This window comes from Methylobacter sp. sgz302048 (assembly GCF_052162025.1).
Taxonomy (GTDB): domain Bacteria; phylum Pseudomonadota; class Gammaproteobacteria; order Methylococcales; family Methylomonadaceae; genus Methylobacter.
Genome location: NZ_CP197401.1, coordinates 3,815,988 through 3,839,007, shown reverse-complemented (window position 1 = coordinate 3,839,007; position 23,020 = coordinate 3,815,988). Strand labels below are relative to the sequence as shown.

The window sequence follows — 23,020 nt, the reverse complement described above, 5'->3', positions numbered from 1 at the left end:
TAAACTATCTCCGTTTTGAAGTCTATTCCAATAAACCCGTGTTTTAAATAGAGATAAAAATTTATACAATATAAACTGATAGTTTATAATTGAAATTCATGGATAAATTAAACAACATTCAAGTTTTCTGCCGCATCGTAGAATTGGGCACATTCGCCGCTGTCGCGCGCGAAATGAATCTCTCGGCCATGATGATCAGCAAATACATGGCTCAGTTGGAGGAGTCTTTAGGCGTGGCTTTGCTGAACAGGACCACGCGTCAGTTGAGCTTGACGGAAGCCGGCGAAATCTATTATTACCGCAGCAAGCAATTGCTCGAGGATTTCTCGGAACTGGACGATTACACCGCACAACTGGGGCGGCAGGTGAAAGGCACATTGAAGATCAGCGCGCCGATTGATTTTGGCGGCATTTATATGGTGCCAGCCATTGATGCCTATCAGCGCGAACATCCGGGCGTTAGAATTCAGATGACTTTGCATAATAGTCGCGTCAATTTGAGCGAAGGCAGTTTTGACCTGTCCATTTTGGTTACCGATAGCCTGGATCCGGGCGTCGTAGCCCGGAAAATAGCCGAAACGCGCCTGTGTACATATGCCTCGCCCGCCTATCTGGTTGAGCACGGCGAGCCTGAACAGATTGATGCGCTGCATTCACACCGTTGCCTGCATTATATCGACACGCCGCACAAAGATTATTGGGTGTTTAATATTGATGAGGATGAGGTTAAAATCAAAACCAACTGGCATTTCGCTTCCAACAACGGCAGAGCCTTATGCCAGGCGGCGGCTTTAGGCATGGGCATCACGCAGGCGCCGGAAATATCGGTCGCGAATTATTTGGCGCACGGCCAGCTGGTAGAGATCCTGCAAGCGTATCGCATGCCTTCACTGGCTGTCTATGCCACTTATTTGCAAAGGCGCTTTTTGCCGGCCAAGCTTACGACGTTTGTCGATTTTTTGATTAAATACTTTGCCGAAAATAACAACTACAACGACGACAAGCTTAATACAAGGGAAAAGACTACAACTTAATATAGGGAACAGTTAACTATGGCAAGACGAAGCGAACACAGTCTGGAAGAAATCAAGGAAATGGTTCTGAAGGCCGCCGAGAATATAGTGATCGAGGAAGGCTACGAGGCGTTGACCGTGCGCAAAATCGCGTTGGAGATAGGTTATACGGTAGGCAGTATTTACATGGTATTCGCCAATATGGCCGATCTGGGTTTGCACATTAAAGGGCGAACGCTTGACGACATTGCCGCGCATCTGGAAGTGGTTGATGATGACCCGGCGGAACAGTGCATAGAAGTGCTGGCCAAGGCTTATCTGCGCTATGCGAGCCAAAACTATAACCGCTGGCGCATGATTTTCCAGCAGCGCTTGCCGGAGCAGGCAGAGATTCCGGACTGGTACCAGGCGAAAATCGATCAGGTTTTCAGGGAGATGGAAGCGCAGTTCGCCCGACTGACACCGCAATGCGACGAAGGGCAACGAAAGCGTGCGGCCCGTGCATTATGGGGCGGGATTCACGGCATCTGCGAGCTGTCGCTGACCGGCAGAATGGATCTGGTCGGCGTTCATGATGTGGAAGAGAGTGTCGTGTTGCTGGTCAGGAACTTTATCCGCGGCTGGGTGGCGCAGGCGCATTAACTGGCAACCATGTAGGGCGAATTCATTCGCCCTGGGCGGACTTTATGAACAATAACCAAAAACAGCCCCCAGCCGATCAGAACAATCATGCCATAGATTATGCAGGGCGCAGGGAATTGCTGGCCTGGGCGTTGTTTGACTTTGCCAATTCCGGCTATACCACGGTCGTGTTGACGACAATATTCAGCACTTATTTCGTCGGGGTAGTTGCCGGCGACCTGCCCGGTTCAGCCACATTGCTATGGTCTCTGTCTGTCGGCATCGCCAATTTTGTGGTTATGTTCAGTGGGCCTGTCATTGGCGCGATTGCCGATGACCGGGCCAGCAAGAAACGCTTTCTGCTGATTTCCACGTTGGGCTGCATCCTATCGACGGCCTTGCTGGCGCTAGTCGGGCCTGGCGATATTTTGCCGGCCATGCTGCTGGTCACCGTTTCGGCCATCATGTTTTCCAGCGGCGAGAATCTGATCGCGGCGTTCTTGCCGGAGATCGTGCCGGAGCGGAACATGGGCAGAATGTCCGGTTATGGCTGGAGTCTGGGGTATTTCGGCGGCTTGCTGACGCTGGGGATTTGCCTGGCCTACATCACCTGGGCCAAACAGCGAGGCATATCGGAAGCCCAGTCCGTGCCCGTGACGATGCTGATCACGGCCGGCATATTCGCATTGACGGCGGCGCCCACTTTTCTGTGGCTGCGCGAGCGCGCGGCGCCAGCGGTCCATGATCGGAGTCGTTCCGTGCTGGCTGTCGGCTTCAGGCGTCTGGCGCATACGTTTAAAGAGGCGGCCCGCTTTCGCGATTTGTTCCGCTTCCTGATCACGCTGGGCGTGTACCAGTCCGGCGTCAGTACGGTCGTGGTGCTGGCCGCCATTTATGCGCAGGAGGTCATGGGATTCGACACGCAGGCATTGATTATCCTGATCATGGTGGTCAACGTGACGGCGGCGGTCGGCGCGTTTATCTGCGGGCATCTGCAGGACCGCATAGGTTCGGTGCCGACCCTGGCCATAACGCTGCTGGTCTGGATCGCGGCCGTGGTCGCGGCGTTATTGGCGCGCCAGCCCGCGCATATGTGGATAATCGGCAATATGATCGGCCTAGCCATGGGCGCAAGCCAGGCTGTCGGGCGGGCTTTGGTCAGCAAATTCTCGCCGAGCGGGCGCAGCGGCGAGTTTCTGGGTTTGTGGGGCGTCATGAACCGGCTGTCGGCTATCGCGGGGCCTTTGAGCTATGGCCTGATCAATTACTGGAGCGGCGGCGACCATCGACTGTCGCTGGTATCGACCTTGCTGTTCTTTATTGCCGGCCTGCTGCTGCTCGCCAGAGTCAACGAGCAGCGCGGCAAAGCCGCCGCTCTTGATGCGAGCCGGTAGCACTCGCCGGATCGATCAGCCGGGCTGCTGCAGTGGCTGACGCTTGGGCAGGCGCAGCGATACCAGAAACGTGGCCATGAAAAACAGCGAGCCCAGCGTCAGCATGGAAGCCACCGGATCAGCGTTCAGAGAGGCCGCATAGGTATAGCCGCCCACCGCGGCCAGCATGGACAGGTTTTGAAAGAACCCCTGCAGGGCCACGGCGCTGCCGCTGCCGATGCTTTGCTGTCCCAGCTCCTGCAGGGCGGCGTTGATGGGCACGATGAACATGCCGCCCATGATGCCGATAGAAAGCAGTGCGAAACGCGCCGGCCAGAGGCTGTCAGCCAGGCTCAGATCGAAAATAAACAGCGCCATCAAATAAGCCGGGATTCTGACGCGGCGCAGGTGTTCCAGCGGAATCAATCTCGGCACCAAAGCCGAGCCCAGGACGATGCCGATGGCGAGGAACAAGGTCAGCTCGGCGATTTCGGTCGCATTCTTCGACATTAAAACCAGCGGCGCCCAGGCCACGAGAATGACTCTCAGCGTTGCCGCCGCGGCCCAGAACATGGACGCGCCGATAATGGCGAAGCGCGAGCGCGGCGTCGTGAAGAATTGGCCTATCTGGCGGCTGAATTCGACCATTCCGGAGCCGGCATCGGTTTTGTTGCTGACGCGGACCGGCAAAGACAGCGTGACCAGGGCGGACGCGATAAACAGCACAATAGTGCCCGCGAGCGCCCAGGTGATCGAGTAATCGGCCACGCGGGCGCCGATCACCATGCCCAGCAAAATCGCCAGAATCGTTGAGCCTTCGATCCAGCTATTGGCCTTGACCAGAAATTCATGGCCCGCCAGCTCGGGCAGAATGCCGTATTTGGCCGGGCTGTAAACGGCCGCGCCCATGCCGACCACGCAGTAAGCCAGCAAAGGCTCTACATGCAGCAGCAACAGGCCGGCGCCGGTAGCCTTGATCAGGTTGGCGATAATCAGCACCCTGGATTTGGCGTGATTGTCGGCAAATCCGCCTACCCAGGGCGCAAGCACCACGAACGCGACCAGAAACACGCTTTGCAGGGCCGGCACATACCAGCTGGCCAGATGGGACGATTGCATGACCATGGCGATGACCGTAAACAAAATGGCGTTATCGGCAAAAGCGGACAGGAACTGCGCGATCAGTAGCGGATAGATGTTTCGGTTCATGACACTTTGTTGGTTGCGGGATCAGGCTTGGCGACGGGCATGAGCTTTGCGGCGGCAAGCTCTGTCGCCGCTGGATAATTGATTTTGCCGGACGCCATGACCGGCACCGCATTGACCACGAGAATTTTCTTTGGCAGGGCAATGTGCGCGACGCCTTCCGCGACAGCAGCCAGATCATGGATATGGGCATTCTTATGCGTCGTCAGCAGGATGACCTGTTCGCCCTTTTTGGCATCGGGCAGGCTCACGGCGGCATGGTGCTCTTCGGGCCAGGCTTTGGACGCCAGTTGTTCCACCGCGGTCAAGGAAACCATTTCACCGCTGACTTTGGCAAACCGCTTGACACGGCCGCGGATGCTGATGAAGCCGTCCTCGTCGACCTGCACGATATCGCCGGTGTCGTACCAGCCTTGGCCGTAAATGGATTCAGGCGGCACCAGCCGGCCTGGATTGTCGGCCAGCAGATAGCCCAGCATGATGTTAGGTCCCTTGACATGCAATTGCCCTGCATCCTCGATGCCCGGTATCGGTTCCAGCCGGTACTCCATGTCGGGCATGAAGCGGCCGACCGTGCCGGCTTTGTAATCCATCGGCGTATTGACCGAGGTGACCGGCGCCGTTTCGGTCGCGCCATAGCCTTCCAGAATGCGGATGCCGAATTTGTCGGCCCAGATCTGGCGCGTGCTTTCATGCAATTTTTCCGCGCCGGCTACGACATAGCGCATGTTGTAGAAGTCGTAGGGGTGGGCTTTTTTCGCGTAGGCCGCAAAAAACGTATTCGTGCCGAACATGATGGTCGCGTTGATCTCGTAAGCGATTTCAGGGATGACTGCGTAATGCAGCGGCGTCGGATAGAAGAACGCCTTCATGCCGCTCAGAATCGGCAGCAGCGTGCCGACGGTAAAGCCGAACGAGTGAAACATGGGCAGGAAATTGAGTACGACATCCTGCGCATTGAAGTTGATGCGCGCTTCCAGTTGTTTATGATTGCCCAGAATATTGACATGGGACAGCACGACCCCCTTGGGCGTGCCTTCCGAGCCGGACGTGAACAGCACCACGGCCGGGCTGTCAGGGCTGTAACGATTATGCTGATACCATAAGTTGGCCGTTTTGCTTTGCACCAAGGCCTTGAATTTGTCCAAAGACGTAATTTGCGCAGCCAGATCTTCCAGATAGACCAGCTTGACCACTTTCTGCAACTGCTCGGCTTCATCGCTTAAACGGGCCATCTCTATAAAGCGGCGCGACGTTAACACGGTCTTGACGAGCGCCGTCCGGCAGGCTGACACCATGCCGGCCGAGCCGGTGGAAAAATTCAGCATGGCGGGCACGCGGCCGTGCAATTGCAAACCTAGGATCACAAACAGCGTTTTAGTCGAATTGGGCAGGAAAACGCCGACATTTTCGCCGGCTTCGGTGATTTTTTGCAGTGCATCGCCGATCGCAATCGTGCGCGTGATCACGCTGTCATAGGATAACGGGATGCGCTCCAGGTCTTCGACAACCTTATGTTTGCCGCCGTGTATCTTGCGCGCCTCCAGCAAGGCGGCGAAAATGGTTTGCCGGTAATGGCTGGTGGCGAACATCATGTCGGTCATCATGTCAGCCAAGGCATGTCCGCTGTGCTTGCGGCGGGTTTTGCCCCGCATGTCTTCGGGTGCGGAAATCTTGGTCGGCGGCAGAATCTGAATCGTGATCTTGGGAAACAGGCGCAAGCGCACGATATTGCGCAAGCGCGAGAAGTGCGTATATTCGGCGCCATCGATGCGGATCGGCAAAATGGTCGCGCCCGATTTGTCAGCGACCATGCCGGTGCCGTCGTAAATCTTCATCAGGGAACCGGTTACCGTAATGCGGCCTTCCGGGAATATGACGGTGCGGGTATCATGCTGCAGATGGTGAATGACATCCTTCAGCGACATGGGATGCGTCGGGTCCATCGGGAAAACGCGCGACAGGCTTAGAAAAGGCCTTAGCCACCAGCGCTGGGAAATATGCGTATTGATTGCAAAAGTGATGTCGTCGGGCAGGAAAACGCCCAGCAGCAGCGGGTCCAGAAAGGACGTATGGTTGGATATGATCAGGACGCGGTTCCCGGCCTGTTTATAGTTTTCCAGGCCTTTGACTTCAACCTTATAGATCAAAGTCAGCAGCCAGCGTAAAATTTTTTTCAGCATAATATTCCTCCTTGCACCATCTTAGCAGACATTGAGAGATGTCTTGATGACGTAATTCTAAATTGTAATTGAACAATGTTCAATTAAATATTTACACACTTTTTACTGTCGCTTGACAATTCTCTTTTTAATCCTGCTCAAAGCATAAAAAAGCTCGGCAAGGAAAAAATAATGACAAGATGACAATTAACATCTAAGTTTAATACGTCATTGACTTTTGTAGAGATAAGCCATGCAACGAAATACCTCACGAGTCGGTCATGCGCTGGCTCTCATCATCGCCGGCCTGTTTGCCTTCGGATCGGCGCACGCGGACAAGCCGACACGATTCAGCGATCACCCTGACGGTAAGAACAGGCAGAAAGACAAGCATGACCGTTATGTGAATCAGCGGCCGGATCATAACGCGAGGGCAGGGGGCAGCATAGGGAGAAACGATTATTTTCTCGACCGGCACAGAACCGTTATCCATGATTATTACATTCAACAGTCCCGTTCCGGGCATTGTCCGCCAGGGCTGGCCAACAAGCGGAACGGCTGCCTGCCGCCCGGCCAGGCCAAAAAGTGGCAGATCGGCCGGCAGCTTCCTAGGGACGTGATTTTTTATGATTTACCGCCTTCGCTCGTTCAGTCCTTGGGGCCTGCGCCGAGAGGCTACCGCTATGTGCGCGTGGCGTCCGACATTCTGCTGATAACGATAGGAACAGGCATGATCGTGGATGCCATACAGGATTTGGGCAGGATGTAACTGTAACCCTGCGCAAATCCGGGACGGTTTTAATCGCCCGGCCAAGGCTGTCTGTCAGGTTTATCAACTTTAACAAGCAAATGTTGTCGCAGTAATTATTTATCCGTAAAGACGAATGAAGCAGGCCGACAAAACTCTGCTGGAGCAGATGGCGATCACTGAATCGGACGCCGAGCGCCGCAAGTCATTGTTATCGTTCAGCGCGGCCGATGCCGCATGGCTGGCCCGTTGCCGGCCGGTCATCGAGACGAAAATAGATGCCCTGGTAGACGAATTTTACGAAATTCAGATCCGCATACCTGAAGTTGCGCAGATGATCGATGGCGCCGATACCTTGGCGCGCCTGCGCGGTATGCAGCGCCGCTATGCCCTTGATCTGTTCGGCGGCTCGTACGGCCTGGATTATATAAGCGACCGGTTAGGCATAGGGTTGGCCCATAAACGCATCGGCGTCGAACCCAAATTCTATCTTGCAGCCATCCACACGCTTAAAGGCCTTTTGGCCAGACTGATAAACGAAGCGCTTCCGGAAGCCGGCGCTCGCCAGGCCACGCTGGCGGCGCTCGATAAATTATTGCTATTCGATATAACGCTCGTGTTTGAAACTTACATCGGCAGCCTGGTTTCGGAAGTCAAAGCCGAAAAAGACAAATCCCTGACTTACGCGCGGACACTGGAGATCAAGGTCATGGAACGGACGCAGCAACTGGAGAGGTTGGCGCGCACAGATCCACTCACAGGGCTGTTGAATACGCGCTTTCTTACTGAAACGCTTGAGAAAACCCTCCATAGGGCCCAGCGCCATTCCGACCCCGTGACGTTCGTCTACTTTGATATTGACGATTTCAAGAAAATCAATGATATCGAAGGTCATCAGCGCGGCGATGACGTGCTGCGCATGATAGGCGATGTCTTCAGAAAAGTATCGCGTGCCGAAGACTGCTGCTTCCGCTATGGCGGCGATGAATTCTGCATCATTCTGACTAACTGCACCGAATCGCAGGCCAGCGAAATCTATATGCAGCGCTTCAATGACGCTCTCAGGCAATACCGGCAGGATGTCACCTTAAGCATTGGCATCTTCCAGACAGGCCCCGATCATTATGACGATCCCGAAACCGTCATCCGCTGCGCCGACCATAGAATGTACGAGGCGAAAAGAGCCTTCAAGTCGGCCCGGCAGTCATCGGATGCCTGATTCGAAGCCTTGCCGCACGCGTTCGACTGACAGGCCTCAGCGCCGGTTATAAAAGACAAAGTCTGAACAGGAAAATATTGCCTGACAGCGCTATAATGCAGGGATTAAAAAAATCTTAATCCTTGCCGGGCAGAGTCGTCAGTGCATGAAAATACTCAATATCCATTTTAAAAATATCAAATCATTAGAAGGCGAGAACCGGATCGACTTTGATCAGGCGCCGTTTGATACCGGTGTTTTCGCCATTACCGGCCCTAATGGTTCCGGCAAATCCGCCATTCTCGACGCGATCACGCTGGCTTTATACGGCGAGACGTTCCGCTTTGAACGCCCGGCCCGGCATGTCATGACCAAGCACACGGCCGACTGTTTTTCCGTGATCGAATTTTCGCTGGGCGCTGACCGATACCGGTCAAGCTGGCATGTCGAGCGAGAAGGCGGCCGCCCCGATGCGGAACTGACGCCGCCGGTCATGACGCTGACCCGCCTCGGCGAAAACGAGGAACTGCTGGCCGAAACCCCGCATTCGGTCTGTGCCTTGATTACCGAAATCACCGGCATGAATTTCCGCAATTTCACGCGCTCGATCATGCTGGCGCAAGGCGATTTCGCCGCTTTCCTGAACGCCCTCGATACCGAGCGCATGGATATCCTCGAGAAAATCATCAGCAGCGATATCTACGCCGATTACCGGAAAAATGTCATAGACAAGGCCGAGAGCGCGCAAAGACAGCTGGATCAGTTAAGGCAGGATCTGGCGATAGTGCAAGTCATGCCGCCTGAAAAACTGGAAGCGTGCGAGCATGATTTGATCGACTTCAGCGAGCAGTACGCCGAATTGCGCGCCGATCACAATCAATTGAAGCAACAGCAGGCCGCGCAAAGACGCATAGCGATGCTGAAAGCCGAAATCGCCGGCCAGGAAAAACAATTGCAGGACGCCCAAAAACAGGCCGAAAGCCAGCAGGAAAGCCTGGCCAAACTGGCCACCGCCCAGGACGCGCTGCTCTTTCAGGACGATGCCACGGTCATTGCCGACAAAAATCAGGCGGTTCAGCAGGACAAAGCCGCGCTGGCCGCCTACCGCAACGAACTGAAACAGCTGGAGGCCATGTTCGCTGCCTCGAATATCGACAGGAACGCCCCGGTCGATCTGGCCAATAAATCCGTTGCCGAGCAGAAGGAGGCCATCGACAGCACCAAGGCGCAGATCGAACTGCTCAATATGGATCGGCAGTCGGAAATGGGTTTGCGCCAGGCTTTGGGAGCACAGATCGAGGAAAAGAAAGCCGTGCTGGAGACCGTCAATGCATGGCTGGACGAGCATGCCGCCGATGAAGCCTTGCTGTCCGACTTCCCTGAAACCGGCCGCCTGAAAAAACTTAGGACAGAGCTGGTCGAGTTAAGGGAAAAACAGAAGTCCTTCGCCAAATGGACCAAGAACACGACCGCTTCGCTGAAAAACAACAAGTCTGCGATCGAACAGGGCACCAAAAAACAGGCCGAGCTAAAAGACCAGATAAATGAAGAAGAGCAGGAACTGGTATCGCTGGCGGAAGGCCACAATCCGGATGAAATTGAAGAGCTGCGCCTGGAACAGCAGGAGCGCGTCAAGGCATTCGATGAATTGAACAGCCTTGCGCGCGCGCATCAGAAACTGAATGATGCGGGCTTGGGTTTTTTCGGCAGCCTGCTGGGTAGAGAGGCGCCGGAATACGATATCGACGCCTTGAACCGCGATCTGGAACAGACCCAGCAGGAAATAAGCCGCGAGGAGAATATCAAACGCGCATTGGAAGAGTCGGTCGTCCGCGAAGCCCTGCTGAAAAAAATGGAAGCGGACCGGCAGCATCTGGTGGAAGGCAAGCCCTGCCCGTTGTGCGGATCTCTGACGCACCCGTATGTCAGACGCCCGCCGGCCGTATCCAACTCCCAACAGGCGTTAACCGATCAGCGCGCCAAACTGCAGGCGCTGACGGCGACGGTCGGCAGACTGACGCAGCAAATCAAGGCCGCGCAACGGCAGGCCGAGAAGAGAGAGGCGACCGATAAGCAGCTGGCGCAGATCAAATCGCAATGGACGATGTTGTGCAACCGGCTCAATGTCGCCAGCAGCGAACTGGATATCGACAACACCAAGCTGATGAAGCAGCTGCTGCAGGCCGAAATCGATGAACTGAAAGAAATAGGCACGCTGGCCTCGCGATACCGAAGCAAGCAGGACAGTATCGAAAAGCTGAAATCATCGCTGGCCAAGAACGAAGCCGCGCTCGAACGGCTCAAGGACGGCACCGAGAAACTGGATGCCGAATGGCAGGGACGTCCGCAGGACCAGATCGACACGGAAGCGGCGCTGGTCAAATATCAGCAGGAAGAAAAAGAGCTGGTCGCCAAAATGACCGAACAGCTGGCCCGGCTCGGAGAAAAACTGCCGACCAGCGGCAAGGAAGACACCCTGTTCGACCGGCTCAACAGTCGCCGCCAGGATTATCAGGGCTACGTATTCCGTCGCAGATCCTTAACCGAGGAGATGGATTCGCTGGCCGAAAAAGAGGCTGCCGCCCGGGCCAAGATACAGGAAGACAATGACAAGCTCGAAGTATATGGCCGCCGTCTGCAGCAGGAAGAAACCGTCGGCCTGCATCTGGCTTTGATCGAGAAGCAGAAGATGATTGCCGACAAGGAACGGCAGATCGCGCAACAGGAAACCGAGCTTGCGGGTCTGCGGCAGGCGCTGCTGCAAAAACTGCAGGGCACGCAGTTCACGAGCCTGCAGGCGCTTGAGTCCACGCTTGACCTGATGCAGCATCAGCCGGAGCTGGAGCGGCAATTGGCCGCGCTGGAGAAGGACATCGAAACCATGGCGGTACAGCTGGAGCAGCAGAAAGCCCTGCTGCAGGCCGAGCTGGCCCAGGCAGACATGGCGTTAAACAGGGAAGAAATAGAGGTTCAATTAAGAAGCCTGGCCGAAAAAATGGACATTGCGCAGATGGAAGTACAGCGTCTGGAAAGAACGCTGAAAGAGCAGGATCAGCAGAAACAGCGGCATGATGCGATTCTGGCTCAGCTCCAGGATCAGGAAGCCATCGCCAGCCAATGCCTGGCGGAAGCCCAGCAGATTGCGGCCGAAAGCGGTGTGGAGTTCCGCCGCCGCGTGCAAAAGCAGGTCGCTGAAAGGCTGCTGGCACAAACCAATGAAATACTCGAAAAAATCAGCGGCCGCTATTACATCCGGCAAGCGCCCAGCGAACAGGGGCTGGCGCTGGAAATCGAGGATACTTATCAGGCCAATGTTCGCCGCCTGCCCCGGACCTTGTCCGGCGGCGAGAGCTTCATCGTGAGCCTGGCGCTGGCCCTGGGACTTTCGGAACTGGCCAACAACGGCAGAGCCGTGGATTCGCTGTTCCTGGACGAAGGCTTCGGCAACCTCGATGCGGAAAACCTGTACACGGTCATCAGCACGCTGGAAAGCTTGCATACGCACGGAAAAGTCGTCGGCGTCATTTCCCATGTCGAAAGTGTGCAGAAACGCTTCAAGGCGCAGCTGCAAGTGGTCAGGAAGCCGAACGGCATGGGCGAACTGAGGAAAGCATCTTGATGACAGCCTGCTACGGACTTAAGCCGTAAAAGCCCGGCAGGCATCCATCATGCCGGGCCGACTCCCATGCCCCGCAGGCAACGAAAGCATTGCATCGATTAAAAGATGCAGTTAACGCGACGGTTATCTGAATCGGGTTTATCGCACCCGAAGGTGAGTTACTCTCTTTTGTGCCCTGTAGGCTATTTCCGCCGGAAGCGGCGCTGCTCGCCGCTTCACCCGCCGCCGGCACCCTGCCTGAACAGGAATGCCCGGCTGTATCAAAAAACCGGTTAGTCTATACTCATAGACTGTTTCTACATTTCATAATTAAGCTAGGCTCCCACGATGAATGAATGGTTTTTTTCTTTTAACAATACAGTCAGCGGCCCCTATACATTGGATTATGCAAAAGTTTTCGCCCGTGAACACCAAGGCGCTTATTGCTGGTGTTCGCGTTTTCCCGACTGGATTCCCATTTTCGAAGCGGCTGAAATCAGGCCGATGAAGAAAGACGGCGTCACGCCTTTTCCGCCGCCGCCTGCGCATATGATGTCGCCCAAACCGGCGGCGTTGCCTGCCGGCGCTCAGCCGGTCAATGCGGCTAATGCGCAGCCGGATGCCCAGTCTTCCGGCGGTTTTGGCCAACAGGCGGTCACGGACGGTATCGATTATAAAATCTACGGCCATGAAATGCAGTTTGTGGAAATCGAACTGGACCCGCAAGAGAGCGCAGTCGCCGAGGCCGGCGCGATGATGTACAAAAGCGCGGGAGTAAAAATGGAAACCATTTTCGGTGACGGTTCGGCCAATCAGCAATCCGGTATTATGGGGCTATTGCTGGGCGCGGGTAAGCGCCTGCTGACTAACGAAAGCCTGTTTGTTACCGTATTCACGCAAAACGCACACGACAAAGGTAAGGTAGCGTTCGCAGCGCCTTTTCCAGGCACTATTCTTGCCTTGAATTTGAACGACTACGGCCAAAAACTGATTTGCCAGAAAGACAGTTTTTTGGCGGCCGCCAAAGGCGTGCAGATCGGCATTCATTTCCAGCGCCGTATTTTAACCGGTCTGTTTGGCGGTGAAGGTTTTGTCATGCAAAAACTGGAAGGCAATGGCTGGGTGTTTGTACATGCCGGCGGCTGCCTGCAAAAAATAGAACTGGCCGCCGGAGAAATGCTGCATGTCGATACCGGGTGTCTGGCGGCGATGACGGGCAGCATTGATTTTGACATTCAACAGGCCGGCGGCATTAAAACCATGCTGTTTGGCGGCGAAGGCTTGTTTTTTGCCAAGTTAACCGGTCCCGGCACCGTCTGGCTGCAAAGCCTGCCGTTCTCGCGCCTGGCGGGCAGGATGATGTCATCGGCGCCGCAAGGGGGCGGCAGACAACAAGGCGAAGGCTCCATTCTGGGAGGACTGGGGAATTTACTCGATGGGGACTGATGCGGCCACGCAGAGAGACCGGTCTTTAGCAACGCGCATGCGCAACCTCTTTAACTGTGCGGATGGGTTTCCGATGCAGGCGCGCGAACGGATTCGCACCGGCATCGAAAAACCCGATTCCAATAACTGTCGCGCTGGCGACGCTTTAACTCAGTCGATCTGAATTCAGCTTGCCGGGCAACCTGCATTAAGCGGATACAGCGTCTAAGGCTTGACCGCAACGCCCCACGGGTAAAGCCCGACGCCCACGGATTTGGTGACCTTATGGGCTTCCAGATCGATCAGGGAGATGTCATTGCTGACGCCGTTGGTCGTATAAAGCCGTTTCTGGTCCGGCGAGAACGCCAGATTCCAGACCCGCTGGCCCACTAGCAGATATTTCTCCGGCTCAAGGGCTTGAGCATTAACCACGGCGACTCGGTTGGCCGGTCCCAGGGCCACATAAGCCGACTGCCGCTTGCTGTCGATTACTACGCCGACCGGCTGAATCTTGTCGTCTGTGACGCCCGTAACGGCGAACTTGATCTGCTTGATGATTTTGCGCGATGCCACATCGATCACTGTGACCGTTCCGGCCATTTCCGAGGTGACCCAGAGCTGCTGGCTGTCGGCGGTAAAGCTCAGTGCGCGGGGCCGGGGATCGACCAGCGTGTTGTCGACGACTTGAAGACTTTTCCTGTCGATCCAGTGCACCATGTTGGTGGCTTCCGAAGCGCTGGCGACCCACTTGCCGTCCGGGCTGACGGTAATGCCTTCCGGTTCGACGCCGACCGGAATTTCCTTGACGGCCTTGCGCTGCCCAATGTCGATGGCCGTCACCCGGCTGTCGTCTTCGTTGGAAACGTAGGCGAACTGGCTGTCGGGATCGAGCGCAAACGTTTCCGGGTCCTTGCCGGAGGGCAACTGCCCTTCCTCGGCAAAGGTTTCGCTGTTGATGATGCGGATCGTGTTGTCATCGCTGGTGGCGATGTAAAGATGCCGATAATCCTTGCTGATGGCGATGCCGCGCGGACGCTGGCCGACACTGACCGTTTTCAGCAGCTTGCCTTCAACCGGATCGACGACCGCAAGGGCGTTGTCTTTTTCCAGCGTTACGAAAACCGTTTCGGCATGAGCCATGCCGCCTGCTATCAACAGGACAGCCGTTATAATATGTTTCATAAATACCCGTACGAAAAAATAGGCAACATATCATTGTTGTCAAGAAGATAAATAACGGCTGCAAAAAAAAGAATTTTTCCTATAGGAGGAGAGGAATCTGGACACCATAATTGAAAATTTAGGCGAGCCGAAGATGAGTTTACGCTACCAGATCAACATTAGAATTCTGCTTACCAGTATCGCAATCCTGATTTTAGGGGGAACCGTGACTGTCTGGCAGGCGCGTGCAGCTGTCAGCAGGGAAATCGATTCGTCGCTCAATCTGGCCGCCCAGCTCATTCAGCTCAATTTTCCGCAATCACAAAAGGCGGCGTTTGATGTCGATGTCTGGCTGCCCCGGTTCGTCTCGCTGAAGCAGACCCGCCATCTGAACATTCAATTGAAAAAGCCTGTCGGCGAGGTGGTCAGCTATACAGCCAAACAGAAAGGCGATGCCGATGCTTATACGCCGCCCCAATGGTTTATCCATCTGGTTTCGGCAGACTACCCGCAACTGGAGCAACAGCTGACTACCGCTGACGGCGAACGGATCACGCTGATCATCCAGGCCGACCCGCTGGACGAAATCGTCGAAGTATGGGAGGAAAGCTGCTCATTTTTCATTTCCCTGCTGGTGATGACATTGATCACGTTTCTGGCCGTCAATCTGGCTTTCAACAAGGCCTTCAAGGCGATAGCCGTCATTGTCGATGCGCTGAAAGCCATCGAACTGGGCCAGTACCAGCAGAAACTGCCTGATTTTTCCATTAAGGAATATGACCGCATTGCTAAGGCCATCAATCACATGACCCATGTGCTGGACGACACCCAAAAGGAAAACAGAGCCCTGACGCTGCACTCGCTGGAAATCCAGGAAGAGGAGCGCCAGCGTCTGTCGCAGGAATTGCATGACGAACTGGGGCAATCATTGACAGCGATTAAAGTCATGGCGGTCACGGCGAAAAGCAACAAAGCCGAAACCGAGCGGATTACCGATGCCATTACCGGTATTTGCGATCATCTGATCACGGTCGTGCGTTCCATGATGCGCAATCTGCATCCGCTGAGCCTGACCGAACTGGGCTTGAAGGCGACTCTGGAGGACCTGATCAATCAGTGGGCAACCCGAAATCCCGAATTAAAGCTGAACCTGAGCTGTTCCGATGAAGTTGACGGGCTGGAGCAGAAAATCACCATTCAGGTCTTCAGAATCGTGCAGGAGTGCATCACCAACATCGTCCGTCATGCGCAGGCCGAACAGGCTGTCATCTGCCTTGAAATCGTGCCTCAGGCCGCTTCCGGCAGAGAACTGCGCCTGCAGGTGACCGATAACGGCAAGGGCTACGCGCCGGAACAGGTCAAAATGGGTTTCGGGCTGCTGGGCATGAGAGAAAGAATAAAAAGCCTGGGCGGTGAATTCCGCCTGCAAACCCGGCCTCAACAAGGTATGAACATCATCGCAACCATTCCCCTGAAATGAAAGAAAAAATAAAAGTTATTCTGGTGGACGACCACGCCGTCGTCAGGGCGGGCTTCCGCCTGCTGTTATCATCCGTGGACCACATAGACGTGGTAGCCGAGGCTGAGCGGGGCGAACAGGCCTGCCAGCTTTACCTGGACAAAAAGCCGGACGTCATCGTGCTGGATCTGTCGATGCCCGGCATCGGCGGGCTGGAGAGCATAAGGCGCATTCTGCTGCGCGACAGCGCGGCCAAAATACTGGTGTTCAGCGTTCATGACGAGGCGGTTTACGTCAACCGGGCGCTTGCCGCCGGCGCGAAAGGCTATATCACCAAGAACACCGCGCCGGCGATTCTGGTGGAAGCGATAGAGAAAATAGCCGCCGGTGAAACTTATATAGAACAGGGCTTAAGGGAAAGCCTGCCTGAGCGCAATAAGGATTCCGACTACCGGGCGCTGATCGATTCATTGTCCGCGCGGGAATTCGACGTCTTCCGGTTGCTGGCTAAAGGCTTGACCATGCATAAAATTTCCGATGAGCTGTGCCTGGGCTATAAAACCGTGGCCAATTACGGCACGCAGATCAAAAGCAAGCTCAAGGTATCGACAACCGCCGAACTGGCGCATATCGCCATGGTGCTGGGCATCATGAAAAACTGAATCGTCCCGAAGGCTTGGCCGCTTGTAGGCTTTCCTACATCACCCTCCAGAGCCAATCCCCTATAAAACAAGCGTTTAGCTTAATTAAGGCGCTGGCATCCATTTTGCTCATAGTCTGTTGTCATCAACTTCAGCGTCATCATGAAACTCTTTCTCGATTGGTCAGCTTATCAGGACGCCGGCATGGGGGACGCCTATGCCGACATTCCCAGGACCGGCGGCGACTTCGCCAAGGCGGTTGCCGTATGCATCGGCAGCCGCGCCTGCGAGCAAGCCGGCAAGGGCGTTATGTGTCCCAGTTTTCGCATCAGCGGCAGCCCCGGGCTATCAACCGGCGGCCGTGTCAAATTGCTGAAAGCGGCGCTTAACGGCGAGTTCGGCAGCGCACCGTTCGAGCATGATGAACTGGCCGAAGCGATGGACCTGTGCGTCAGCTGCAAAGGCTGCAAGCGCGAATGCGAGAACGAAGTGGATATGGCGCTGATTAAAGCCGAATTTCTGGCCCAGCGATTCAGTACCGCCGGCATACCGCTGCGCAACCGCCTGTTTGCGGCCGTGCCAAAACTGCTGGCCCGGTTTCCCCGGCTGGGCCGGCTGATGATCAGATGGCGCAACCGCCATAGGATGCTGGCGCAGTGCACGGATCGATTGCTGGGCATCAGCGCCGAAGTGAAACTGCCGGAACCCGCCGGGCAGCCGTTTAACGCGGCATCCGTGCGGGACAAACTGAAACATGACACCGGCATGCCGGAAGTCGTGCTGTTCGTCGATACCTTCAACCGCCATTTCAATCCGGCCGTTGCCGAGGCGGCCGTCTCGGTGCTCACTGCTGCGGGCTACCGGGTTCATTTGCTGGATGAAGATGAGCATGCCGGTGCGGCAAAGCGGCCTTTATGCTGCGGGCGAACCTATTTCGCCAACGGCATGATCGACGAGGCCCGTCAGGAAGCGCATCGCTTGCTGCAGGCACTGACGCCGCATCTTGAAGCGGATCGCTGGATCATCGGCCTGGAGCCATCCTGCATGCTCAGTCTGCGGGATGAATATCTGTGCATGGGCCTGGGCGAGCAGGCCAGGCAATTGGCAGCGAAAGTGTTATTGCTCGAAGAGTTTATCGCCAGGGAACAGGCGGCCAAACGCTGGACCCTGGCGTTCAATGCGCTGGGCAGACAAAAACTGCTGATACATGGCCACTGCCATCAGAAGGCGGTCGGCGCGACCAAGGCGATGCGCAAAGTGCTGAAGCTGATCCCGGAACTGGATAGCCGACAGATTGAATCATCGTGCTGCGGCATGGCGGGACAATTCGGCCTGGAGTCCGAACATGCCGGTTTCTCGCGCGAAATGGCAGAGCAGGGGCTTTATCCGGCCTTGCGGGCGGAGCCCGATGCGGCGGTTGTCGCCAACGGCTTTTCCTGCCGGCAGCAAATCCTGAACGGCGGCCATGCCAAGCCGCTGCATATTGCCGAGATCTTGTATGCTGCGCTCGGCCGATGACCGCGGGCTATGGCAGTGAACACGCTACAATGGGCCAACCCCTGGCTGCACCGGCCGCCGTCATTCTGCCAGCGGGTTGAACCGACGCCAGTGGCCTCGCCTTATTTCGTGCATTGCAATGCACAGGCCGCGCGGCTGTTGGGATTAAAGGCCGAACAATTAAGCAACGATGCGGCACTGCGCTGTTTTAGCGGCGACGAATTGTTGCCCGGCATGCATCCCATTGCCACGGTTTACGCTGGGCATCAGTTCGGCATTTTTACCTCGCGGCTGGGCGACGGCCGCGCCATTACCCTGGGCGAGACGCGGGGCGCAAACTGGGAGACTTACGAAATCCAGCTGAAAGGCGCGGGTTTAACGCCTTATTCGCGCACGCTGGACGGCCGTTACCCGCTTGGCGCCGCGATCCGGGAATACCTGGCCGGCGAGGCGCTGGCGGCGCTTGGCATTCCCAGCACGCGAGCGCTCTGCCTGCTGGGCAGCCGTACGGAAATACGGCGGGAACGCAGCGAGACCGCCGCCATTCTGGTCAGAATGGCCAGATCGCATATTCGTTTCGGTCATTTCGAATACTTCCATCACCGCGATGATGTCGATGACCTGCGGGAATTGTTTCTATTTGTTATCGAACACTATTTTCCCGAATTGCTCGATGAAGCGGCGGAAAAACGGCCGCTGCGGTTTCTGGAAACGGTCATCGAGCGGACGGCCCGCTTGATTGCCGGCTGGCAAAGTGCGGGGTTCGTCCACGGGGTTATGAATACCGACAACATGGCCCTGAGCGGCGAAACGCTGGATCTGGGCCCGTTCGGTTTCATGGAAGCGTATGATCCCGGCTTTTCGCCGAATCCGGCCGACGACCAGAATCGCTATCAGTATGATCAGCAGCCCGACATCGGGCGCTGGAACTGTCTGGCGCTGGCCCAGGCGTTTGCCTCGCTGCTGCCCTCGCCGACCATACCGGCCGGCTTGCTGCGCCTGTACCGGCAAACCTACCAGCTGCATTATCTGCAAGCCATGCGGGCGAAACTGGGACTGCAGACGCAGCATCCCGGCGATGCCGATCTGGTAAGCGGCCTGTTGTCGATACTGGCCCGTTCCGGCGCCGACTATGCCTGCTTTTTCCGCAGCCTTGCCGGCTTTGAGCCAGGTCGAGGCTCATTCGATTCCCCGACATTTACCGCCCCGCTGCAAAACTGGCTGGACAGCTATCAGGATCGTCTGGGACTGGAAAAAGCATCTGCGGACCAGCGCTTGGCACGCATGAACCGGGTCAATCCCTGCTATATCCTGCGCAGGCATCTTCTGGATCAAGCCGTACAAAAAGCCGAAAAAGGCGACGTCACTGAATTGGACAGACTATTGACGCTGCTGCAAAACCCGTATGAGGAGCAGACGGGCATGGATTTTTACAGCCTGCCACAGCAGAAGGCATCGGCCGCAGGCGGGGTTGTTAAACCCAGCATTGGAGCCGCCCATGCCGGGTTTCCGCTAAAGCTCCAACCCAGCCTACCAACTATTAAAGAGGCATCAGAAAATGAAATTGCAGATTGAAAGAAATTATGTTGATGCGATGGTGGCGGAATTTCCGGAACTGATGCCGCTTAAGGACCAACTGCGCTTCGGCAACAAGGCGGAAGTGCCTTTTAACCGGCTATCCAGTTCCGAGCTCGGCTATCTTAAGAATCTCTACCAGCAGGCCGGCTCTGACATGCGCAGCCAGGCGGCGATGATCGCCACACTGCAAAAAGCGCTCAATGACGACGGGCAGAAGTATTCGGCCGACGACCTGGAAAGGCTGGTGCCGGCGATTGCCGGTTATCTGGTTGAGGATGCGCTGCGCGGCTGGCTGTTCCGCGTCAGCGCATCCGGCAGAACCACGGCTTATCTGATCACCCGGCTTGACTATACGCCGCCCGGCGAAGAAGAGGCCGGCAGAATACTGATCGAGCTGAAAGCCAACTCGCGCGGCAAAATCGCCATCGAAAACCTGATCATTCGGCAAAAAGACATCGACGGGCAGTCGATCAGCGAAATCCTGGCCATGAAAGGCTATCTGAAGGAAACACCGGAGCTGATCGCGGCCTACGACGAATCCGCGGCGCGTTATTTCGACTGGCGGGCGCGCTACGGCGAACAATTCTCGGGCAAGGGCACGGGCATCTATGCCGAAGACCCGACCGCCAATCATCGAAGCAACGACTGGACCCGCAAGAATGTCGTCGTGCTGTCTTCCGGCGGCGGCAGCACCCGGCTGGTCAATGATGAAAATATTCTCGGCGATCGCGTGTTAACACTGGATGCGTCCGGGGATATTCTGGGCGGCTTTCTGCGCCGGGCCGGCAAAAGCGCGCGCTACGACAGCAAGGTGGAACAGCAGGCGGAAGCTTCCAGGGCGTCCATTCCCAAGGGCTTGTTCACCGAGTTGCCGGTGCACGGCTACATGCTGATGTTCCATCTGGAACTGCATCACCATGTCTGGGTGCATGTCGACAAACTGCAGCCCTACCGCTACCAGCCCGAATTGAAGCAAAAGCTGATTCTGCCGCCCGAGCAGACCGATCTGATCGACATCCTGACCGCCGAGATGGACGTACTGATGGATGACATCGTGGAAGGCAAATCCGGCGGCACGACGGTACTTTGCGCGGGCCCTGCCGGAGTCGGCAAGACGCTGACCGCCGAGGTTTACTCGGAAATCATTCAGCGCCCGCTGTACCGCGTGCATTCCGGCCAATTGGGCTTGAACGTCGCGGAAATGGAGAAGGCGCTCAAGGACACCCTGATCCGCGCACAACGCTGGGGCGCCGTGATGCTGATCGACGAAGCCGATGTCTACATCCGCCGCCGCAACGACGATTTGTCTTCGAATGCCGTGGTCGGCGTATTTCTGCGCGTGCTGGAATATTTCAACGGCCTGCTGTTTCTGACTACCAACCGCATCGATGACATCGATGAAGCCATCATTTCCCGCTGCATCGCCCTGATCCGCTATTATCCGCCGCAACGGGCGGACCGGGTCAAAATCTGGCAAGTCATGACCGAGCAGTTCAACTTGCCCGTAGCCCCGGAACTGATCGAAGAACTGGCGGATGCTTTCCCTGATGCGACCGGCCGGGAAATCAAGGGACTGACCAAACTGGCCGCCAAGTTCTGCCAGCAAAAACGGGTGGCGGCGACCCTGGACGTGTTCAACCGCTGTTCGGTGTTCAGGGGCATGGACAAGCCGGCCAGGCGGGAAGATGTGCGTACCTGAGCGGTAGAGTCAAAAAAGGAATTGTCCCTGCCGGCATCGGGAAATTTGCCCGATGCCTTTAAGGCGGATTCATCGATACTGTGCCCTTTTAAATAAGGCATAGTATTGATATGAAGTTCACACCCGCAGCATTAATCGCTTTTCTGTTATTTCCCGTAGCGTCCCTGGCCCACGGGCCGACGCCGCAAAAAGCCAAGGAGAGCGTGGTCATCAATGCGCCGGTCGATGCGGTCTGGGTCGCCATCAAGCAATTCGACGGCATTTCGGGCTGGCATCCCGACGTCAAGGAAAGCACCGGCGACGGCAAGCATGAATCCGGCGGCACGCGCACGATCACGCTGCAAAACGGCGGACAGCTCGTGGAAGAGCTGGATTTCTACAGCGACAAGGATCACGAATACAGCTACCGCCTGAAAACCGAAAACGTGCAGGCGTTCCCGACCAGTTCCTACTCCATCGCGATGCAGTTGACTGCCGGCGAGACGGCCGACAACAGCGTGGTCACGCTGAAAAGCCGATTTTACCGCGGCGACACCAGCAACACGCCGCCCGAAAATCTCAGTGACGAAGCGGCCGTCAAGGCCATGAACGCGTTTTTCAAAAACGGCCTGAGTGGTCTTAAGCAAAAGCTGGAAAAGTGAGCTTTCCGGATTCTCCGGCAAGCGCCGGGCGACAGCCAGGCTTTATGCCGCGGCATGGTCCATGGCTCTTGGGATTCGGTTAAAAATAACTTTCCGATTTGTCAATGAATGTAGGGGCGAATTTATTTGCCCTTTGGGCGTTCGGCCCGGAAGGCTTACACAGCCATCCAGCCAGGGCTTCAAGCAGGCTGGACCGGGCTGATACAGCCGGCATTTCGAAGCCGCTGGGAGGTTATGCCGTTGCCGGCGGTCAGCAATGCCAGCCGAAACTCGAAAAAGCGTTTCCGGAATAAACGGCCCAGGTATGGTCTCTGAGCAGTTGATAGCCCTTGCCGTGCACGGTCTGTATGTACGAATGGCCATTGTTCCGATGGCCCAGCTTCTGCCGGATGCTGCTTATGTGCATGTCAATGCTGCGGTCGAAGCGCGCCAGCGGCCGGCCCAGGGCTTTTTCCGATAGTTCGTGCTTGCTGACGGTACGGCCGACATTAAGGGCCAATGTTTTCAACAAGTCGAATTCGGTACTGGTCAGCTCCAGTTCCTTGCCGAGCCAGACGGCCTTACGCTTGTCGCTCCATATTTTTAGCGGTCCGGTGTCAATCGGCTCATCCGGCGTCCTTTTATCGACAGCGGCTTCGGCGCGGCGCAGAAGGGCTCGGGTGCGCACCGCCAGTTCGCGAGGCGTGCAGGGTTTGCAGAGATAATCGTCGGCTCCATCTTCCAGCAGACCGATCGTACAGTCGGCATCGTAATCCCCGGAGGTGAGCATCAGGATCGGAATTTGGCTTTCCTGGCGGATGCGCACCAGAATCTCACAGCCATTGATGTCGGGCAGTATGGTGTCGAGAATCACCAGGTCGTATTGGCCCGACAGCGCCAACTTCATTCCGCCCAAGCCGTCATGGACGGCCGTCACCTTAAAACCTTCCCGTTCCAGGCCGTCTTGAAATAGTCCGGCCTGTTCCGCGTCGCCGTCGACGATCAAAATACTTGTCACTGC

General features: G+C 56.1%; 17 protein-coding genes. 13 read left to right on the top strand and 4 right to left on the bottom strand.

The genetic code is table 11. The features are described 5' to 3' along the window. Nucleotides 1-98: 98 nt before the first annotated feature. The 3 genes from ACTNE6_RS17160 to ACTNE6_RS17150 are packed head-to-tail and all read left to right on the top strand — an operon-like array spanning nt 99 to nt 3,028. Entirely contained in the window at nt 99-1,034 is a 936-nt protein-coding gene (locus tag ACTNE6_RS17160; protein ID WP_442497616.1) for a LysR family transcriptional regulator, read from the top strand. An 18-nt stretch (nt 1,035-1,052) separates the two neighbouring features. After that, a complete protein-coding gene (locus tag ACTNE6_RS17155; RefSeq protein WP_442497615.1) occupies nt 1,053-1,655 on the top strand; it encodes a TetR/AcrR family transcriptional regulator in 603 nt (200 codons plus the stop codon). A gap of 44 nt (nt 1,656-1,699) precedes the next feature. Beyond that, on the top strand, nt 1,700-3,028 hold the full coding sequence (locus tag ACTNE6_RS17150) for an MFS transporter (RefSeq protein ID WP_442497614.1): 1,329 nt from the start codon (nt 1,700-1,702) through the stop codon (nt 3,026-3,028). Nucleotides 3,029-3,043: 15 nt separating this feature from the next. On the opposite strand, the gene lplT is transcribed toward ACTNE6_RS17150, so the two are convergent. Together lplT and ACTNE6_RS17140 are read right to left on the bottom strand one after the other, a co-directional pair. Continuing rightward, nucleotides 3,044-4,216, bottom strand: coding sequence for a lysophospholipid transporter LplT (gene lplT / locus ACTNE6_RS17145; RefSeq protein ID WP_442497613.1), 1,173 nt, complete (start codon nt 4,214-4,216; stop codon nt 3,044-3,046). After that, the gene (locus ACTNE6_RS17140) at nt 4,213-6,396 is read right to left on the bottom strand and encodes an AMP-binding protein (RefSeq protein WP_194970790.1); all 2,184 of its coding nucleotides are present in this window, start codon (nt 6,394-6,396) and stop codon (nt 4,213-4,215) included. The genes lplT and ACTNE6_RS17140 overlap by 4 nt, the downstream gene beginning before the upstream one ends. Nucleotides 6,397-6,628: 232 nt before the next feature. Here ACTNE6_RS17140 and ACTNE6_RS17135 point away from each other — a divergent pair, with 232 nt between their 5' ends. The 4 genes from ACTNE6_RS17135 (at nt 6,629) to ACTNE6_RS17120 (ending at nt 13,365) form a co-directional block, all read left to right on the top strand. Continuing rightward, the gene (locus ACTNE6_RS17135) at nt 6,629-7,144 is read left to right on the top strand and encodes a hypothetical protein (RefSeq protein ID WP_442497612.1); all 516 of its coding nucleotides are present in this window, start codon (nt 6,629-6,631) and stop codon (nt 7,142-7,144) included. Between the two features lie 115 nt (nt 7,145-7,259). Then, nucleotides 7,260-8,342 (top strand): GGDEF domain-containing protein, encoded by a 1,083-nt coding sequence (locus ACTNE6_RS17130; RefSeq protein WP_442497611.1) that lies wholly within the window; start codon nt 7,260-7,262, stop codon nt 8,340-8,342. 145 nt (nt 8,343-8,487) lie between these two features. Then, nucleotides 8,488-11,940 (top strand): AAA family ATPase, encoded by a 3,453-nt coding sequence (locus ACTNE6_RS17125; RefSeq protein WP_442497610.1) that lies wholly within the window; start codon nt 8,488-8,490, stop codon nt 11,938-11,940. Between the two features lie 327 nt (nt 11,941-12,267). Continuing rightward, nucleotides 12,268-13,365, top strand: a complete 1,098-nt coding sequence (locus ACTNE6_RS17120; RefSeq protein ID WP_442497609.1) for a TIGR00266 family protein — start codon at nt 12,268-12,270, stop codon at nt 13,363-13,365. Nucleotides 13,366-13,569: 204 nt separating this feature from the next. On the opposite strand, the gene ACTNE6_RS17115 is transcribed toward ACTNE6_RS17120, so the two are convergent. After that, nucleotides 13,570-14,526: a PQQ-dependent catabolism-associated beta-propeller protein gene (locus ACTNE6_RS17115; RefSeq protein WP_442497608.1), complete on the bottom strand. Its 957-nt coding sequence runs from the start codon at nt 14,524-14,526 to the stop codon at nt 13,570-13,572. A gap of 133 nt (nt 14,527-14,659) precedes the next feature. On the opposite strand from ACTNE6_RS17115, the gene ACTNE6_RS17110 reads away from it, so the two are divergent. The 6 genes from ACTNE6_RS17110 to ACTNE6_RS17085 all read left to right on the top strand — a co-directional run bounded on the left by ACTNE6_RS17110 (nt 14,660) and on the right by ACTNE6_RS17085 (nt 22,020). Further along, nucleotides 14,660-15,985, top strand: a complete 1,326-nt coding sequence (locus ACTNE6_RS17110) for a histidine kinase (protein WP_442497607.1) — start codon at nt 14,660-14,662, stop codon at nt 15,983-15,985. After that, nucleotides 15,982-16,626, top strand: a complete 645-nt coding sequence (locus ACTNE6_RS17105) for a response regulator (RefSeq protein ID WP_194970797.1) — start codon at nt 15,982-15,984, stop codon at nt 16,624-16,626. The genes ACTNE6_RS17110 and ACTNE6_RS17105 overlap by 4 nt, the downstream gene beginning before the upstream one ends. Before the next feature lie 141 nt (nt 16,627-16,767). Next, nucleotides 16,768-18,123, top strand: coding sequence for a (Fe-S)-binding protein (locus ACTNE6_RS17100; protein ID WP_442497606.1), 1,356 nt, complete (start codon nt 16,768-16,770; stop codon nt 18,121-18,123). Nucleotides 18,124-18,132: 9 nt separating this feature from the next. After that, nucleotides 18,133-19,677, top strand: a complete 1,545-nt coding sequence (locus tag ACTNE6_RS17095) for a protein adenylyltransferase SelO (RefSeq protein WP_442497605.1) — start codon at nt 18,133-18,135, stop codon at nt 19,675-19,677. Then, nucleotides 19,661-21,379, top strand: a complete 1,719-nt coding sequence (locus tag ACTNE6_RS17090) for an AAA family ATPase (RefSeq protein ID WP_442497604.1) — start codon at nt 19,661-19,663, stop codon at nt 21,377-21,379. The genes ACTNE6_RS17095 and ACTNE6_RS17090 overlap by 17 nt, the downstream gene beginning before the upstream one ends. A gap of 110 nt (nt 21,380-21,489) precedes the next feature. Beyond that, nucleotides 21,490-22,020 carry an SRPBCC family protein gene (locus ACTNE6_RS17085; protein WP_442497603.1) on the top strand — a complete coding sequence of 177 codons (531 nt, stop codon included), beginning with the start codon at nt 21,490-21,492 and terminating at the stop codon, nt 22,018-22,020. Nucleotides 22,021-22,270: 250 nt separating this feature from the next. Here ACTNE6_RS17085 and ACTNE6_RS17080 read toward each other — a convergent pair whose 3' ends face one another. Continuing rightward, entirely contained in the window at nt 22,271-23,017 is a 747-nt protein-coding gene (locus ACTNE6_RS17080) for a response regulator transcription factor (RefSeq protein WP_442497602.1), read from the bottom strand. Nucleotides 23,018-23,020: the final 3 nt, after the last annotated feature.